The sequence below is a fragment of the Niabella hirudinis genome (assembly GCF_051201075.1).
Classification (GTDB): domain Bacteria; phylum Bacteroidota; class Bacteroidia; order Chitinophagales; family Chitinophagaceae; genus Niabella; species Niabella hirudinis.
The window spans coordinates 589,653-606,827 of sequence record NZ_JBPEHJ010000002.1 but is presented as its reverse complement, the minus strand read 5'-3'; the positions used below and the strand labels follow the sequence as shown (position 1 = coordinate 606,827).

General features: G+C 46.1%; 14 protein-coding genes. 8 read left to right on the top strand and 6 right to left on the bottom strand.

Annotated features, from left to right (window positions below; all coding sequences use genetic code 11):
• Positions 1-69: 69 nt before the first annotated feature.
• Positions 70-2,004, bottom strand: coding sequence for a TlpA family protein disulfide reductase (locus GGU45_RS05995; RefSeq protein WP_435222912.1), 1,935 nt, complete (start codon positions 2,002-2,004; stop codon positions 70-72).
• A gap of 424 nt (positions 2,005-2,428) precedes the next feature.
• On the opposite strand from GGU45_RS05995, the gene GGU45_RS05990 reads away from it, so the two are divergent.
• Both GGU45_RS05990 and GGU45_RS05985 read left to right on the top strand, forming a co-directional pair.
• The gene (locus tag GGU45_RS05990; protein ID WP_435222910.1) at positions 2,429-2,650 is read left to right on the top strand and encodes a hypothetical protein; all 222 of its coding nucleotides are present in this window, start codon (positions 2,429-2,431) and stop codon (positions 2,648-2,650) included.
• Between the two features lie 56 nt (positions 2,651-2,706).
• The gene (locus tag GGU45_RS05985; protein WP_435222908.1) at positions 2,707-3,315 is read left to right on the top strand and encodes a hypothetical protein; all 609 of its coding nucleotides are present in this window, start codon (positions 2,707-2,709) and stop codon (positions 3,313-3,315) included.
• Positions 3,316-3,506: 191 nt separating this feature from the next.
• Here GGU45_RS05985 and GGU45_RS05980 read toward each other — a convergent pair whose 3' ends face one another.
• Complete coding sequence (locus tag GGU45_RS05980) at positions 3,507-3,920, bottom strand: VanZ family protein (protein ID WP_435222906.1); 414 nt, start codon at positions 3,918-3,920, stop codon at positions 3,507-3,509.
• A 102-nt stretch (positions 3,921-4,022) separates the two neighbouring features.
• The gene (gcvH, locus tag GGU45_RS05975) at positions 4,023-4,400 is read right to left on the bottom strand and encodes a glycine cleavage system protein GcvH (RefSeq protein WP_435222904.1); all 378 of its coding nucleotides are present in this window, start codon (positions 4,398-4,400) and stop codon (positions 4,023-4,025) included.
• Positions 4,401-4,684: 284 nt separating this feature from the next.
• Here gcvH and GGU45_RS05970 point away from each other — a divergent pair, with 284 nt between their 5' ends.
• From GGU45_RS05970 to GGU45_RS05945, 6 genes are all read left to right on the top strand, one after another.
• Positions 4,685-7,126 (top strand): TonB-dependent receptor domain-containing protein, encoded by a 2,442-nt coding sequence (locus tag GGU45_RS05970; protein ID WP_435222902.1) that lies wholly within the window; start codon positions 4,685-4,687, stop codon positions 7,124-7,126.
• Between the two features lie 118 nt (positions 7,127-7,244).
• The gene (locus GGU45_RS05965; protein WP_435222900.1) at positions 7,245-9,713 is read left to right on the top strand and encodes an outer membrane beta-barrel protein; all 2,469 of its coding nucleotides are present in this window, start codon (positions 7,245-7,247) and stop codon (positions 9,711-9,713) included.
• Between the two features lie 115 nt (positions 9,714-9,828).
• Positions 9,829-10,254 carry a tRNA (adenosine(37)-N6)-threonylcarbamoyltransferase complex ATPase subunit type 1 TsaE gene (gene tsaE / locus GGU45_RS05960; protein WP_435222898.1) on the top strand — a complete coding sequence of 142 codons (426 nt, stop codon included), beginning with the start codon at positions 9,829-9,831 and terminating at the stop codon, positions 10,252-10,254.
• A gap of 2 nt (positions 10,255-10,256) precedes the next feature.
• Positions 10,257-11,471 (top strand): alanine dehydrogenase, encoded by a 1,215-nt coding sequence (locus tag GGU45_RS05955; RefSeq protein ID WP_435222896.1) that lies wholly within the window; start codon positions 10,257-10,259, stop codon positions 11,469-11,471.
• A 699-nt stretch (positions 11,472-12,170) separates the two neighbouring features.
• Positions 12,171-13,358 (top strand): GTPase HflX, encoded by a 1,188-nt coding sequence (hflX, locus tag GGU45_RS05950; RefSeq protein ID WP_435222894.1) that lies wholly within the window; start codon positions 12,171-12,173, stop codon positions 13,356-13,358.
• Between the two features lie 15 nt (positions 13,359-13,373).
• Positions 13,374-13,724 (top strand): Rieske (2Fe-2S) protein, encoded by a 351-nt coding sequence (locus tag GGU45_RS05945; protein ID WP_435222892.1) that lies wholly within the window; start codon positions 13,374-13,376, stop codon positions 13,722-13,724.
• A 74-nt stretch (positions 13,725-13,798) separates the two neighbouring features.
• Here the strand turns inward: GGU45_RS05945 and GGU45_RS05940 are convergent, their stop codons facing one another.
• The 3 genes from GGU45_RS05940 to zwf are packed head-to-tail and all read right to left on the bottom strand — an operon-like array spanning position 13,799 to position 17,042.
• The gene (locus tag GGU45_RS05940; RefSeq protein WP_435222890.1) at positions 13,799-14,737 is read right to left on the bottom strand and encodes a hypothetical protein; all 939 of its coding nucleotides are present in this window, start codon (positions 14,735-14,737) and stop codon (positions 13,799-13,801) included.
• Positions 14,738-14,784: 47 nt separating this feature from the next.
• Positions 14,785-15,507, bottom strand: coding sequence for a 6-phosphogluconolactonase (gene pgl / locus GGU45_RS05935; protein WP_435222888.1), 723 nt, complete (start codon positions 15,505-15,507; stop codon positions 14,785-14,787).
• On the bottom strand, positions 15,504-17,042 hold the full coding sequence (gene zwf / locus GGU45_RS05930; RefSeq protein ID WP_435222886.1) for a glucose-6-phosphate dehydrogenase: 1,539 nt from the start codon (positions 17,040-17,042) through the stop codon (positions 15,504-15,506). The genes pgl and zwf overlap by 4 nt, the downstream gene beginning before the upstream one ends.
• Positions 17,043-17,175 lie beyond the last annotated feature (133 nt).

Sequence of the window (17,175 nt, the reverse complement as noted above, 5' to 3'; positions counted from 1 at the left end):
GCCTGCCTGGATGCGGCCTTTCACACCATAGACCGGAATAATTATGAAGCCTTTGTTACCGGGTAGCTGTTATTTCACGGGTCGGTTCCGCATGACTTCGATCATTGCTTTCATCTCTTCCACCAGGTTATCGGTATCGCCATTGAAGCCGATTACTTTAAAGCGAACGTTACCGTTTCCATCGATCAGGAACTTGGCGGGGATGCCGTTGACCGCAAAACTTTCAGCCACCTTGCTGTCTGCATCCAGCAGCACATGAAAACTGTATTCGTATTTTTTTATAAAATTGCCCACCTTGGGGGCTATTTCTTCAGGTTTTACTCCTTCCCGTGTATTCACAAACAGAAATGCCACATCAGGATCGTCTTTGAGCTGGTTTTGGGCTATCTGCATCCCGGGAAAAGATGCCCGGCAGGGGCCGCACCAGGTGGCCCAGAAGTCGGCCACAATGATCTTGCCTTTTAATGCTTCGAGTGATACTTCTTTTCCATCAAGATCTTGTAAGGCAAATCTTGGAGCGGGTTCATTGATCATCTGCTTCCGGAGTGTTTCTTTTAATTTAACCCGGTAAACGGCCAGGAGGTTTTCCAGGTAAGCAGCATATCCTTTTTCAGACTTGTTTTCTGAAACATAGCTGCTTTTCAGGAGCTCCTTCAATGTTGCTGTTCCCGTCCCTTCTTTTATCAGCTCTTCGAGTTCCTGTTTTACGGCATTTTTTCCTTTTATACCGGCTTTAAATGTCAGGTAGCGCTCGATGATGTCTGTGTTTCTTTTTCCGGTTTTCTGTACGGCCTCTTCCTGCGCCTGGTAGGCTGCGGAGCGCTCATTAAGCTTCCAGAGAATGAGCGCGTACGTATCCATGTAATTTCCAAGGGTGTATTCCAGGCCTTGGAGATAATCGGCCTTTGTTTGGTAATCTGGTTTGTTAACGGGCGCTGCAAGTTCCTTTTTTATGCTGGCCAGGGCTTTGGTCGACAGTGTTTTTGCAAACTTTAAGCTATCACCTTTTTGCTTCAGCCCCTTTCCGGACAGCTCCCAGGCGGCTTCATTGTACGCAAGCGCCAGTGCGGTGTTGCTCTCCGTTTTGAGGATGTATTTATTAAAGCTGGCCCATTTCCCGGCCACGCCGGCATTGAAGGCTGCCTGGCCATACAGTCTCTTGCGCAGACTGGCATAGGCTTTTTTATCAGCGGCATTCATCGCCGGAAAGTTTTTTTGCAGCGTATCCAGCATGCGGATCTGTTTTTCAGGATCCTGTTCCTCATACAAGGCATAAGTCAGGTCACTTTTAGCCGTGGTTCCTTTGGGATAGAGTTCCCTGATCTTGTTTTTTATTTGCGCTACCTGATGGTTGTCTTTCAAAGCGGCGTAGAGGTTTTGCAGGGTTATGTAATCAGCTTCTGTTTTATCGGCCTTTTGCTGTACCGTTTCGATCAGTTCTTCCGTTTTTTTCTTTCCGTTTTCTTTATCCGCCCTCATTAAAAGATAGGCGTACTGGACGGCATACAGGGTCTTAAGTTCCGGATAAATTTCAAACTCCCGGCTATAGAGTGCCAGGTTTGTTTCCGGTTTTATGTTCATATCCAGCATAGAACTGCCAAAATTATTTAAGGAGGCCAGGCCAATAGCCGCATTTTTTACAGGTTTATTGTCCTGCATTAATAATAAAGAGTATCCTTGCTCCTTATTATTATCCATATTGTTATCCTGTTTAAAAGCAATCAGTAAAGCCTTCGCCGTGTCGTTGGTGGGGATGTTTCCGGTCCATTTGCCGTTTGTTTTTGAAGCCGTTACTTCCGCTGCCCGGATGTTTCCGTCGTAAAGGAAAATGGCAGGTGTAATGGTTGCAGCGTTTTCCAGCGGCGTACCGGAAGGGTCATATTCAAATTGGATGATATCGCCCGGTTTGGGCTGGGCTGGTGTAAACCGGAGGTTTGCATATTGGGACCATACAAAAAAAGGACCCAGAACCAGCAGGAACGTAAGCAAAAATTTTGATTTCATATATGTTGTTTTAGGTTTATATGCGCTTCGGAATTTAAAGTCTCCGGCACGGAATTTTAAATCAAAAAGTAAGAGCTCCTGTCGCTGCCTTGCAGACCTGGTTAGCTGAAGAAAATCACGGGATATACCCTTGTCCATTTAATAAGCCGTACCTGCATTTCCCTAACCCGCCTTCCTCTGTTTCCATAAGCATCATTGAACTATAAATATAGTTATATTTTTTTATTCCCGGAAACCTGATTTATTTTTCAGGGGAAGGTTTTAACCGGGAGGGCGGCCCCCCGAAGCAGTTTCGGGGATATAGCAGCCGGCAACAACAATTCCCGTTGGGGAGTGTTTAAATAACGCGCATCCGGCAGGGAAAATCAGTTAATTTCTGCACAATGCGTATTAAATAACGGAAACAATAAAGTAATTTTGCAGAATGAAAAAGAGTGTGCTGTTTGCAGTTGTTTTTATCCTGGGTCTTGTTCAGGCGGTACAAACATTTGCCCAGTGTTCCATTTGTACAAAAACCACGCAGCAGTTGGGCGATGGGCCGGCAAAGGGATTTAATACCGGTATTCTTTACCTGGCCTTTCTGCCGCTGGGGCTCATGATTTTTTTGGGCGTCCGCTGGTGGCGGAATGAAAAGAAAAATTCCTGATTTTCAGGTATTGATCTTATTTTGTAATAAATTTTTTACACCAAAAACAAAACAAAATGTTAGATCAGATCCTGAACCTTGTAAAGCAATACGGGCAACAGTCCGTGGTCGACAATCCCGGAGTACCCAACGAGTACAATAACCAGGTAATGGCCGAAGCGGCCAGTACTATTACCAATGGCTTTCAGAATATGGCGAGCGGGGGCGGTTTGCAAAGTATTCTTTCCCTGTTTACCGGCGGCCAGAACCAGGGGAATAGTGGTGGTATCCTCAGTAATCCTATTGTGAGTATGATGATCGGCCACCTGGCAAACCGGCTGGTTTCCAATATGAACCTAAACCCGGCCACGGCCAATAGTATTGCCAACAATATCATCCCGAATGTGATCAACAGCATGGTATCCAAAACGGCAAGCAATGAGCCACAGGACAGCGGTTTTAACCTTAACAACCTGATCGGTAGTTTAACAGGAGGCGGGAGCAATACAGCCGCAGGAGGGTTTGATTTTCAAGGCCTGTTAAACCAGGTTTCCGGAGGACAGGGCGCCGCCGGCAGTGTAAATATCGGTGATATTATTAGCCAGGTTACGCAAAGCGCACAGCAGCATCAGCAATCACAACAGTCGGGTGGTTTAGCCGGTTTGATTTCGGGGTTTTTTAAATAGTACCGGGTATTATCGTTTTGGCATAGTTTCTGCTTTCTATAAAGAAGCATAGTTCTTTAATAGTACATTTTAATAAAATCGGTTTTGCATTCTTTTAACAACCGATGTGTAATATTGGCAAGAATATTGCGTTTTAATAGAAAGAACAATCATTAAGTTTTAAAAAAGATAGTCAATTTTCTCATAAGCAGTTAGTTTTGGTTGCGACCCCTGTTTCCACAGGGGTCTATTTTTTTATATAGATAATGGCTTGCCAGTAAACCTATTACTGCGCCAACTCCATCGGCGATAATATCGCCTAAATCAAATGAACGGTTGGGGATATACCATTTTTGGACAAATTCCATAATAATTCCATATCCGAGAGCCAGGAGGCTCACTATAATAAATATGCGGGTAGGTTTGTTTTGGAGCTGCATTTTTTTTGCAAACCATAAATTCCAAAGCAATACGAGGAGAGAAAACAGGCCAATATGCACCCATTTATCAAAGTAGATCTGATCAAAAATGTCTTCCTTGGGAAAAGCGGACCCCGGCAACGTGAGCAATACGATGGTCAGAATAAAATAAGCAAGGGCGGTTATGAAAAGCAATCCTGTTTTCAAGAACGTGTATTTAGCAATAAAAATAAAAGCCATTCACCGGTTAGTGAATGGCTATAAGGCGAATAATGTTTAATCGATTTGGTTTGCGAAAGGCCGGCATTCTTAACCAACGAGTGCCTGGTAAGCTGCAGCCTCCAGCAGGGCGGCAACATCTGCAGGGTTGGCCACTTTCATTTTGATCATCCAGCCTTCGCCATAGGGGTCAGTATTCACCAGCTCTGGTGAATTTGCAAGTGCTTCATTCAGTTCCGTCACTTCACCATCAACAGGCAGAAACAGGTCGGAAACTGTTTTAACCGCTTCCACAGTACCAAAAACGTCACCGGCCTTCAATGCGGTTCCAATGGTTTCAACCTCAACATAAACGATATCGCCCAGCTCTCTTTGTGCGAAATCTGTAATGCCGATAGTGGCCACATCGCCATCAAGGCTGATCCATTCATGATCTTTGGTATAACGGAGGCTTTCTGGATAACTCATAACAATATTTTTGAGTACAAATATGAGTAAAGGAAATCAATATTCCATTTTTAAGGAAATAATTTTTACTAAGGTGCTGATTTTTTATAAATCCCTCCAATAGCTGTAACATTTTTATTTGTCCTGCGATTTGATGGATTCGGAAGGCGCTCTGAAGCACAGTTCATCCTCCTGCTAAAAGGACGTTTTGTCACAATTAACGGGTGTTTTGCCCCATTTGCCGGTAACAGGTAGGCATTGGGATAGCGGAATTTTAGCTTTGTGCCTACACAATATATTCAAATATGAAAAAGACTTTTTTGATCGGGTTGTTTTTTTGGACTGCGCTTGCACAGGCGCAAAGTATTTCCGGAAAAGTAACAGGGGCCGATGGCAATCCATTATACAAGGCGTCTGTTTCACTTTTGAACCCACAGGATTCCTCGGTTCAGAGGACAAGGTCCGCAGATAATACGGGGAAGTACCACTTTGAAAAATTACGTTCAGGAACCTACCTGGTAATGGCAACCAATGTTGGATATACAAAAAATTACTCAGCACCAATCAATTTTGACGGGAAAGATAGGGCTCTTGCTCCCATCATTTTGGAAAAAAGGAATACGCAGCTGGCTGGCGTCATGGTTACCTCAAAAAGACCGCCTTTTGAGGTGAAGGCGGGAAAAACCGTGGTGAATGTGGATGCTTCTCCTACCAACGCCGGACTGAATGTTTTGGAGATCCTGGAGAAATCGCCCGGGGTATCTGTAGATGCGGATGGAAACGTGAGTCTTAAAGGCAAAGGAGGCGTATTAATATTAATAGATGGTAAGCAAACCTACCTGGGCGGCACCCAACTGGCCGCTTTTTTAAAAAGTATCCAGGCCAGCGCGCTGGATCAGATAGAGATCATGACGAACCCGCCCGCCAGGTATGATGCTTCGGGCGGAGCAGGAGTTATTAATATTAAAACCAAAAAGGGAACCGTAAAGGGGATGAACGGGAACCTGAATCTTAGTTATGCCCAGGGATTTTATCCCAAATATAATGGCGGCGCCAATTTTAATTACCGCAGCAAAAAGATCAATGTATTTGGAAGTTATAACGGCGGCATATGGGAAGGACTGGGCGCTTTAAGCATCCGCCGCAACTTTTATAAAGATGGCGTCTTCAACGGGTTATCGAACCAGACTACGGATCGCCACAATAAAAATCAATGGCAGAACGGAAAATTGGGTATTGATTACAACTTTACATCAAAAGATGTAGCCGGCATTGTGATTACCGGTAATATCAATCCCTGGAAAAACTGGCAGCAAAGCGCCTCCGATCTCCGGGACGCTAATGATGCTGTCAATACCATCTTTCTTTCGGATGTGCTTAATTCCAGTAAATCGGGGAATGTGAATGTCAACCTGAATTACAAACATAGTTTTGATTCTGCCGGGCGCGAATTTTCGATGGATATTGACCGCGGATATTATGAAAACCGGGGCGCCAATTCCTTAACTACTAAAGTGTATAACCCCGATAACAGCCAACGCGGGAACACGGTGTTGTTAAATGGCGATTTTCCATCAATGATCAATATATACAGCGGTAAAATGGATTATGTACATCCGTTTAATAAAAAACTGAAACTGGAAACGGGGATTAAAAGCAGTTTTGTAAATACGGATAACGATGTGTTGTACCGGCGCGATACCGGCACGGGTTGGTACCAGGATGGGCAGCGCACCAATCATTTTATTTACAGGGAAAATATCAATGCGGCTTATACCATCATGACGGCATCGTTAAAAAAATGGGAATTTACCGGAGGTTTACGGGTGGAGCATACCAATGCCAGGGGCAAGCAGGTAACCATCGACAGTAGTTTTACGAGAAATTACACCAGCCTGTTTCCCAATGTTGGCGCCGTATACAGCTTTAATGATAAAAATCAGTTAAGCGTAGCCTATAGCCGCCGGATAAGGAGGCCCGATTACGATGATCTGAACCCCTTTGTTTTTTTTCTCGATTCACTGACCTATGGACAGGGAAACCCCTACCTGCAACCGGAGTTTTCCAACAGAGTGGAGCTGAGCCAAACCTTTAATCGCTATTTAACCTTGACGGTTAGTCACACTCAAACTAATAATATCATAACGCAGCTCATAAAACAAAACACCGAAAAGAAAACGGCCTTTCAGACTACCGAAAACTTTAGCAAAAGGCGGCAATGGGGCTTTTCGGTTTCCGCAAACAAACAGATGCTGAAATGGTGGAACCTGAGCCTCTACAGCGGCGTATTCAACAATCAATATAGGGGCCTGTATACCGATGGCTCCAAAAACCTGCCGGTAGCTTTGAACGTAAACAACCTGGATGCCAACCTCACCAGCAGTTTTTCGTTTGCCCAAACCTGGACGGCCGAGCTAAGCGGCTGGTATAGCTCCAGCCCGTCTGAGGGTTTATTGATCGCACGTGCGATGGGCGCACTCAATATTGCATTGACGAAACAGCTGTTGAACAAACAGGCATCGCTCAAGATTGGAGTAAGAGATCTTTTTCGTACCAGTAACTTCAGCGGCTACTCCCGTTATGCAGATGTGGATCTGAGTGTGGCAAACGACCGCCGCCGGGACAATCGCCAGTTTAATATTTCGTTCACTTACAAGTTTGGAAAGGGCAATATCAAACCTGCCCGCCGCCGCACCGGTGGCGCCGGTGATGAAGAAAGCCGGGTGAAAGGCGGCGGAGGGAATTGACTTACCCCGAAAAAACCACCGTTCGCAGGAGATTTTTTACCGTTAAACGGCAACCTTTTCCACCGCTTGTTTTAAGGCATAAGTTTGCTGCTTCAAAAAACGACAATAATACACTTTTATGAAACTACTTTTTGCAGTGGCTTTGTTTTGGGCCACTCAAACCACCACTCAGGCGCAAACAATTACCGGAAAGGTAAAGGATGAAGCCGGCAAACCTGTGGAGAAAGCAACGGTATCCTTATTAAACGCCAGGGATTCTTCTATTGTAAAATTGAATGCTACAAAGGCCGGGGGAGGCTACCAGTTTAACGAGGCGGCCAACGGAAAGTACCTGGTAATGGCCAGCAATGTGGGGTATCGTCCCGTTTATTCAGCAGCTTTTGATTACAGCGGAGCTGATGTGAATCTGGATGATCTGACCCTGGAAAAAGCCAGCACACAATTGGCAGGGGTTGTGGTTACAACGAAAAAGCCCCTGGTTGAAGTAAAAGCGGATAAAATGATCATCAATGTGGAGGGCACAATTAATGCTACCGGAAATGATGGTATCGATCTGTTAAGAAGGTCGCCGGGAGTAATGGTTGATAAGGACGATAATATCAGCATGGCGGGTAAAAACGGGGTAGAGGTTTATATTGATGGAAAGCCCAGTCCGCTGAAGGGATCCGAGCTCGGAAACTACCTGCGTTCGATCCCTTCAAGCAATATTGAAAGCATTGAACTGATCACCAACCCTTCCGCCAAATATGAGGCTGCCGGTAATGCCGGCATCATTAATATCCGGCTTAAAAAAGATAAAACGATCGGCACCAACGGAACGCTTACTGCGGGGTATAATGTGGGCATATTTGGCAAATACAACGGAGGACTATCGCTGAACCACCGGGGCAAAAAATTCAACGCCTACGGTAGTTATAATTACAGCCAGGGCTTAAACAACAATATTCTTACATTAAACAGGGATGTGGCAGATACCTTGTTTGATCAGCGTACCAACATGATCATCGATCGTAAAAGTCATAATATGAAGGCAGGGGTAGATTATTATATTAACAGTAAAAGTACCGTTGGGGTAATGGGCAATGCTACCTTAAATGACGATGGCTTTAACAGCGATGGGCCTATGCCGATCACTCCCAAAAACACCGGCATCGTAGACCGGATCCTGCAAGCCAATACCATTACAAAGGGTAACCGGGATAATTACAATCTGAATGCAAACTACAAGTATGCAGATACTTCAGGCCATGAGTTGAATATCGACCTTGATTATGCCCGTTTTAATAACAAGAACAACCAGCGGGTTTCAAATGTCTATTATGCGGCGGATGGATCCACCATTTTAAATAAAAACCTGTACCGCATGTATACGCCCACCGGTATTGATATCTACTCTGTTAAAACCGACTACCAGCAACGGTTTCTTAAAGGAACCCTGGGATATGGCTTTAAACTGGGATGGGTAAATACCAATAACGATTTTCAGCGGTATAATAATAACGGTCCTTCGGAACAGCCGGATCTGAATAACAGTAACAAGTTTGATTATAAAGAAAACATCAATGCCGGGTATTTCAATTATAACCGGCAATACAAGGGTTTTCTGGTACAGGTAGGTTTGCGCCTGGAGAATACCAATTCGCAAGGCCGTTCTACCGGGCTGGTATGGGATGCCGGCGCCAATGCGTATAAACAATATGACTCAACGCTGAAAAGAAACTATACGGATCTGTTTCCCAGCGCCGCTTTCACCATCAATAAGAACCCGATGAACCAGTGGAATTTTACCTACAGCAGGCGCATCGACCGGCCTAACTACAGTTTATTGAACCCCTTTGAATTTGCGCTGAATGATTATACCTATCAAAAGGGAAACACGCAGCTGACACCTCAGTACACCAATAGTTTTGGTATTACCCATACTTATAAGTATAAATTGAATACTACGTTAAATTACAGCCATATTAAAGATCTGTTTGCGCAGATCGTGGATGTAACCGAAGGATCTAAGTCCTTCCAAACCACGAAGAACCTGGCATCGCAGGATGTAATCAGCTTAAATATCAGCTATCCCTTCAGCTATAAAGCGTACAGTTTGTTTACCAACCTTAGCTCCAATTATTCCAAGTTTAAAGCTGACTTTGGAGGAGGAAGCCGGGTGATTAATACGGATGCATTTTCGGCCAACCTGTTTACACAGAGCACATTGAAATTTGCCAGAACCTGGACGGCGGAACTAAGCACGCTCTACATTTCTCCATTCATCTGGCAGGGCGCGTTTAAAGGAAAAGCCATGGGATTTGTGGATGCGGGTCTGCAAAAAGCGGTGTTGCAGGGAAAGGGAACGCTTAAGGCTTCCGTGAGCGATATTTTCAAAACCATGCGCTTTCGCGGTACCAGCGATTATGCAGAACAGTTTACCCGTGTAGGCGCCAACTGGGAAAGCCGCCAGTTTAAAATAAACTTTACGTATCGCTTTGGCAGTGCTCAGATTAAAGCGGCGCGCCAGCGCAAAACGGGCCTTGATGAAGAAAAGAACCGTGCCGGCGACTCTGGTAGTGCACCCGGACAATCGGGCCAGAAATAACAAAGGATCTTAGTTTTGTTAGTTATAGGTATCAGTTGCCGGTGTAAGCCGGCAACTTTTTAACTTTTACAAGGCTTCTGTTTCATTTACCCTTTAGCGGATATATCTTTGCCGGATGAAAAAAGTGTTTTCATTAAACGATATTGTACCGATTGCCGGATGGTTGCTGCAGCAGCTGGATGATAAAAAGATCATTGCTTTTTATGGGCAGATGGGTGCGGGAAAAACAACGTTAGTCTACACTATTTGCCAGATTTTACAGGTAGAAGATGTGGTCAGCAGCCCTACTTTTTCGATTATCAACGAATATCGGATTCCGGACGGGGAAAAGCCGGCCTCGGTTTATCATATTGACCTGTACCGGCTGCAGGATGAGGAGGAAGCGGTGCGGACAGGAGTGGAAGACTGCTTGTACAGCGGCCACTATTGTTTTGTAGAGTGGCCGGAGAAGGCTCCGGATCTCTTTCCGGAGGGCACCCTTTATGTATCGCTTACCGTTATAGACGATGATCGGCGGGAAATAGAAATACTTAAAAAATAAGTATGAGTAAGATAAAAACCATTGTGAGCACTTCCTTTAGCTACGAAACGCAGGAGGAAACCCTGGACATTCGTGTAAAAGGAGGAGGCATGACCATCGGGATTCCCAAGGAAATCGCCTTTCAGGAAAACCGGGTGTCGCTTACACCGGACGCAGTAGCTGTGCTGGTCAATAACGGGCACTCGGTTATGGTAGAACATAATGCCGGCGATGCAGCGCATTTCAGGGATGCAGAATACAGCGAGGCTGGGGCTAAAATCGTATACTCAAGGGAAGATGTTTTTAAGGCGCCCATTCTTTTAAAAAGTGCACCGGTGGTAGAAGAAGACCTTCCGTTGCTGCAACACAACCAAATTATTATTTCGCCGCTGCATCTTTCCGTACTGCGCCGGGAAGTACTGCACGCTATGATGCAGAAAAAAGTGACCGCATTGTCATTTGAAAACCTGAAGGACGACAGTGATTCCTACCCTATTGTGCGCAGTATGAGTGAAATTGCAGGCAGCGCCGTGATGCTGATTGCTGCGCAATACCTGGGCTCGGCCAATCATGGAAAAGGCGTGCTGCTGGGAGGCATCACGGGCATTGCCCCAACCAAAGTGGTGATCATCGGGGCAGGTATTGTAGGCGAGTATGCAGCCCGGGCGGCATTGGCACTAGGAGCATCGGTTAAGTTGTTTGACAGTAATATTTCCCGTTTAAAAAGGCTGGAGAATGCCATCGGTCACCGGTTATGGACCTCTGTGCTGGAGCCCAAGCTGCTGGCCAAGCAATTAAAAACCTGTGAGGTAGCGGTTGGGGCGCTGACCAACGAATCGGGGCGCACGCCCCTGGTGGTTACCGAGGAGATGGTAAGCGGTATGCGGCAGGGATCGGTGATCATTGATGCTACCATCGACCGGGGCGGCTGTTTTGAAACTTCCGAAGTAACTTCTCATGAAAGCCCGATCTTTATTAAATACGGGGTCATTCATTATTGTGTGCCCAATATTCCCTCCGGGTTTGCCCGTACGGCCTCCCAGGCTATCAGCAATGTGCTGGCGCCTCTTTTGGTGGAAGCCGGTGATGAAGGCGGCATTGAGCGGCTGGTATGGCACCAGCTCCACCTGCGCAACGGCATCTACCTGTTTAAAGGCTACCTTACCAATTTTTATTTAAGTCAGCGGTTTGATCTTCGCTATACCGATCTGAACCTGCTTATTGCCAGTCAGCGGTAATAAATAGTCAGTGGCAAGTAGGGAATGGGGAGTGGCGAGTCAATGCCGTTTCCTTAAGCCAGATGTTGAGCCCCTAAGACGTAAAACCGGGAAGAGAATTGGGTTTGGCACATCATGCGCGTCAAGTTGATTTTGCCCCGGAGAGCTGCGGCGCTGCGCTGATGCATCGCATTGGCGTCAGGTTAAGGGGATGTAAGCATGCCAGCAAATCTGCGCTATTAAAGGTTTTGAGGGGCATAGCCCCGGATGGATTTTAGAACGTCGTGCTTTAGCGCGATGTTAGCAGCGAAAAGGCTGATGTGAGTGCCATAGGCACGGCAGATGTTTCGAGCTGACGGCTCTCAACCCTTCGTCTGGATGGCGAGGCGGGTTGAAACCCGCTCTTACAATATTCATCTGCCGCTATGCGGCGGGTACAGTTTGCACGCTAACTTGAGGCGTATGTGATGGCTATCGGGAGTGAACAATATATTGGACGTCCAAGTGCTAAGGAAATGACATTGAGTGGCGAGTAGGAATTGCCAGTGAATAGGCAATAGCCAATAATGAATGGTTTTTCAGATAGCTGTAAAATAATTATAACTTGAATGTTGGCCCAAAGCGGCCAGTGCCAACCAGAAAAGATTCCTACTTGCTATTTACTACTCCCTGTTTCCTTTTTCAAAACCTTACGGGTCTTTGTATTAACTTTGCCCATTCATGCTTGATAAAAAGAACATCATACAGGGAACAGAAACGGCAGTGATTGTTGGGGTAGTGACCAAGGACCAAACCGAGCAGCAGGTGGTGGAATACCTGGATGAGTTGGCGTTCCTGGCCGAAACTGCCGGCGCGGAGACAAAGAAAAGATTTATCCAAAAACTGCAGCACCCGGATTCCCGCACGTTTGTGGGAAAAGGCAAGTTGGAGGAAATACGCCAGTATGCAATAGCCAACGAGGTGAACCTGGTCATTTTTGATGACGAACTTTCCGGAGCCCAGATCAATAATATTACAACCGCTATTGGCGTAAAAACCATCGACCGGTCGGACCTGATCCTGGATATTTTCGCTCGCAGGGCCAAGACGGCCGAAGCCAAGGCCCAGGTGGAACTGGCGCAGTACCAGTATATTTTGCCCCGCCTGCGCGGGATGTGGAAGCACCTGGAACGCCTGGGTGGGGGTATTGGTACCCGTGGACCGGGAGAAACAGAGATCGAAACCGACCGCCGGATCGTACGTGAAAAAATTTCGCTGCTACGGAACCGTTTAAAAGAGATTGACAAGCAATCGGCCACCCAGCGTAAGAACCGCGGGGAGTTCATCCGCGTTGCATTAGTAGGATACACCAATGTGGGAAAGAGCACCATTATGAACCTGCTGAGCAAACGCGATGTGTTTGCTGAGAATAAATTGTTCGCTACCCTGGATACTACTACCAGTAAGGTGGTTTTTGAAAATACCCCGTTTTTGTTAAGCGATACGGTTGGGTTTATCCGCAAGCTGCCGCACCATCTTATTGAAAGTTTTAAAAGCACCCTGGATGAAGTGCGTGAGGCTGATATACTGATCCACGTGATCGATATTTCCCATCCGCAGTACGAAGACCAGATGGCCGTAGTAAATAAAACCCTGCAGGAGCTGAAAGCATTTGATAAACCCATGATCACGGTTTTTAACAAAATGGATCTGTATGAGCAGCAAACCTTTGATGAATGGTTGGGCGAAGACACCAAAAAAGAGATCCTGCAGGATCTTTATGATCGATGGAACCATGAAACAGGAAACAATGCCGTATTTGTAGCCGCCACCGAAAGACGGAATGTGGAAGGGTTGCGGACCTCTATCCTGAATAGGGTAAAGGATCTGTACCAGGTACGGTACCCATATAAGACAATGTTTTATTAAGTTTAATTTAGTGCCATGAGCAAAGAACTGGAATGGCACCTGCTTGCCGTGCACCCGAATGAATTGAATTTTAACGACGAAAACCTGGCAGAAATAAAGATCGGAGGCAGGCATTTGTGCATTGCGCGGTTTAATGAAAGACTTTTTGTTTGTGCCGCCAAATGTCCGCATGCGGCTGCTCCGTTAGCGGGGGGCTATGTAAATGTGCAGGGTGATATTGTTTGCCCGGTACACCGCTACAAGTTCAATCTGGAAACGGGGCGCAACACCACCGGCGAAGGATACTTTTTAAAAACCTACCCCGTGGAGGAGCGGGAGGATGGCTGGTATGTGGGTATTGAAAGAGGTAGCTGGTTTGGATTTTAGTCCGGCAGCTGATTATGAATACGCTTTACAGGCCTGCATCATCTGACGGGCGCTATTGGTATAACAGGCAAGGATCAATGTTCCTGTTTTTTCAGGAAATTTGGCGCAGGACTGGTCCAGTACCCCAGGTTGTGTTGTACATTAAACGCTGAGTCCTGGTAAATGGACACGGTGGAATTTACGGACTTAAAACCATTACTACCGGTTACGGGTTTTCCCGAGTTAATAAAACTGGTGAACTTAACCGGTTTAACCTGGCCATTATTGGCAGTTATATTTATGGCGGCCATTGCCGATGGTTGAAACCGGGTTTGTTCTTTGTATTTTGTACGACCATTTAAAGACCGCCACCAATGCAGATCTTCACCAAACATGGAAGTGTGGGCATTCCACAGCACTGTTTTTTTGCCATTGATCGCTGATGGCACGCGCTGCTCTCCAATAAAATCTTTAACTCCGGTGGTTGTATTGGTTACCCATAGCCCCCACCATTTTCCAAGAGCATCTTCCCCACCGGGGCCTTGTTTCAGCTCAAACCGGTATTGTTGCCCGGGTACCCAGTTGTATTTGTACATGATCTGGTAACCGCCGCTTTCATCGTTGGCGGCATTTACCAGGCCTTTGGATGTTCCGCCATTGGAGCCCCAAATGGAAAAATTGATCACCTTACCCTGGAACGAGTTTTTAAAAATACCATTGGTCTGAAAACCTGCATAGCCGCTGCCAATACCGCCGGATGCATTAACAAGGGAGAAATTATAGGCATAGTAATGCAATAGCCCTTCTTTGGCCAGACTTGGCGGTGGATCCGCAACAGGTATAAAGGTCCATTCCAGACTTGTATAACCTTCAGCGGCCGGGAAATACCAATCACTGTAGGTGCCGCCGGGGCTGTAATATACGGGTTCGGTCCCGGTGGCTTTTTGCTCACCCGTGTTTTGGGCATGCAATGATATCGCCGGTAATAAAAACGCCAGCAATACTATCAGTGAAAAAGGGATGGTTCGGCGCATTATCGGGTATTTGTTGACTGAAACTTGAAAATGAATTTTAACCGGGCTTATTTTCCTGTAACTGCGGCTTCATCCAGCATCCAGATGGTTTGCCCTTTCTGCGGCGCTACACCCTGTACCGGGTAAAGATGTTTGGCGTTCTTCGCAAAAATCTTTTTCAGTATAGGGTATTTATTAGCATCGCCCACCAGCAGCACCACTTCCTTGCTTTTATTGATAAGGGTATAGGTAAAGCTGATGCGCCAGGTTTGCTTGCTGTCTACCCATACTTCTTTTACCAGTCGCTTTGTTTCGGTTAAGATGGTGGTGCCGGGAAACAGGGAAGCGGTATGCCCGTCATCTCCCATGCCCAACAGGGTCAGATCGAACTGCGCACTTCTGCCAAGCACAGCTTTCACACTGATTTCATAGTCTGCGGCACAGGCCGCAGGTGCTCCCTTGGTAGGCGTGGCAAAAATATTTTTCCGGGGAATTTTAATATGATCCAGCAATGCGGTCCTGCTCATCTTATAGTTGCTTTCATCGCTGGTATGCGGTACAAAACGTTCATCGCTCCAAAAAATAAATACTTTTTTCCAATCAATATTATTGCTGAAGGCAGGCGTAGCCAGTATTTCAAACAATCTTTTGGGCGTGCTGCCACCAGAGAAGGCTACGGTAAAGCGGCCGCTGGCTGCAATGCTTTTTGCCGCGGCGCTCACAAAATGATAAGCAGCTGCAATGCTTAATGCTTCTTTGTCTTTCCAAATAAGTTGAATCGGGTTGCTCATGATTTAATTTCTTTTCTGCGTTCTTTGCAAATATAGCGGTCTCTGCCATTTGGCGGCGGCATCAGTACCCATTGGAAGCCATCTTTTTTGATCAGTTGTTCTGCTTTTTTGGGGCCCCAGCTTCCGGCGGGGTATTTTTCCAGCCCAACTTTTCCGTTCTTTTCCCATTCCTGTAAAATGGGCATTACAATGCTCCAGGCAGTTTCCACCTGGTCGGCGCGCATAAACTGGGTGGCATCACCTTCCAGTGCATCCAGCAACAGGGTTTCATAGGCTTCGGGCGGCTGCTCGGTAAACGATTCGTAGTAAGTGAAGTCCATTTCAACGGGCTTTAGTTTCATTACAGGCCCTGGCACTTTCCCTTCAAACAACAGGGTGATCTCTTGTTCCGGTTGTATGCTGATGATGAGCTGGTTGGGCGTCACGTCATCTTTGAATATTTTAAAGGGCGAATCTTTGAAAGTGATCACGATCAGGGAGGATTGTTTTTGCAAACACTTACCTGTGCGCAGGTAAAAGGGAACGCCTTTCCAGCGGTCATTGTCGATATAAAGTTTGGCCGCTGCATAAGTTTCCGTTGTGGAACCCTTGGTAATACTGGTTTCCTGGAGATAGCCCTGCTGGTGCTGTCCATCCACTTCACCGGCCGTATATTGTGCCCGCACCACATCTGAAGCCACCGTAGCGGCTGTAAAAGGACGTACATTTTTAAGCACTTTTACTTTTTCATTGCGAATGGATTCTGCATTATTGCCTTTCGGACAATCCATACCTACCACGGAAAGCAGCTGCATCAGGTGGTTCTGGATCATATCGCGCAGGGCGCCGCTTTTATCATAATAGCTGCCGCGCGTACCCACGCTTACCTGTTCGGTTACGCTGATCTGTACATTTTCAATAAAGTTCCGGTTCCATAGCGGTTCAAAAATATAGTTGGCAAAACGGAAGGCCAGCAGGTTCTGCACCACTTCCTTGCCCAGGTAATGATCGATACGGTAGATCTGCTTCTCTTCAAAATTATTTTTGAGCAGTTTGTTTAAAGCCTTTGCAGATACCAGGTCGGTACCAAAGGGTTTTTCCACTACAATGCGGTCCTTATTGGGTTGTGGCGCCAGTTTGTATTTAGATATGGATTTGGAAATAGGATCAATGAACATCGGTGCCACAGAATAATAAAACAGACGGGTGGCGCGTTTCTTCCAGTCCTTATCATTCTTATTTAAAATGGTTTTGAGGCGGGTATAGGTATCATCCAGTGTAAAATCGCCCTGGAAAAAATAGAGTTTCCTGATAAATTGATCCCATTGCTCGGGTTTGGCCTTCCCGCTCCTGGAAAAATTATTTACGCCCTCCAGCATATGCTTTTCAAAAGAATCTTCGGGCATACCCTGGTAATGTACGGCATAGATCGCAAACGCTTCCGGCATATAGCCATGGATAAACAGGTTGTAAAAAGCAGGGATCAGTTTTCTCCAGGAAAGGTCTCCAAAACCGCCGAAAATCACAATATTGGCGGGTGTTTGTTTAAAGCTCATATAAACGGTTTATTTTTTGTGCCACAAAGTCACGAAGCCACTAAGGTACGCAAAGGAATGTGTAAAAGATGCAATAGTGCCACGAAGACCCCAAGGCACAAAGATGCACAAAGGAGTTATATGGCATTAGGAA

What these genes read in the sequence shown, in the direction of transcription:
- GGU45_RS05995 (WP_435222912.1), bottom strand. Translation starts at nt 2,004, where the DNA reads ATGAAATCAAAATTTTTGCTTACGTTCCTGCTGGTTCTGGGTCCTTTT.
- GGU45_RS05990 (WP_435222910.1), top strand. Translation starts at nt 2,429, where the DNA reads ATGAAAAAGAGTGTGCTGTTTGCAGTTGTTTTTATCCTGGGTCTTGTT.
- GGU45_RS05985 (WP_435222908.1), top strand. Translation starts at nt 2,707, where the DNA reads ATGTTAGATCAGATCCTGAACCTTGTAAAGCAATACGGGCAACAGTCC.
- gcvH (WP_435222904.1), bottom strand. Translation starts at nt 4,400, where the DNA reads ATGAGTTATCCAGAAAGCCTCCGTTATACCAAAGATCATGAATGGATC.
- GGU45_RS05970 (WP_435222902.1), top strand. Translation starts at nt 4,685, where the DNA reads ATGAAAAAGACTTTTTTGATCGGGTTGTTTTTTTGGACTGCGCTTGCA.
- GGU45_RS05965 (WP_435222900.1), top strand. Translation starts at nt 7,245, where the DNA reads ATGAAACTACTTTTTGCAGTGGCTTTGTTTTGGGCCACTCAAACCACC.
- tsaE (WP_435222898.1), top strand. Translation starts at nt 9,829, where the DNA reads ATGAAAAAAGTGTTTTCATTAAACGATATTGTACCGATTGCCGGATGG.
- GGU45_RS05955 (WP_435222896.1), top strand. Translation starts at nt 10,257, where the DNA reads ATGAGTAAGATAAAAACCATTGTGAGCACTTCCTTTAGCTACGAAACG.
- hflX (WP_435222894.1), top strand. Translation starts at nt 12,171, where the DNA reads ATGCTTGATAAAAAGAACATCATACAGGGAACAGAAACGGCAGTGATT.
- GGU45_RS05945 (WP_435222892.1), top strand. Translation starts at nt 13,374, where the DNA reads ATGAGCAAAGAACTGGAATGGCACCTGCTTGCCGTGCACCCGAATGAA.
- GGU45_RS05940 (WP_435222890.1), bottom strand. Translation starts at nt 14,737, where the DNA reads ATGCGCCGAACCATCCCTTTTTCACTGATAGTATTGCTGGCGTTTTTA.
- pgl (WP_435222888.1), bottom strand. Translation starts at nt 15,507, where the DNA reads ATGAGCAACCCGATTCAACTTATTTGGAAAGACAAAGAAGCATTAAGC.
- zwf (WP_435222886.1), bottom strand. Translation starts at nt 17,042, where the DNA reads ATGAGCTTTAAACAAACACCCGCCAATATTGTGATTTTCGGCGGTTTT.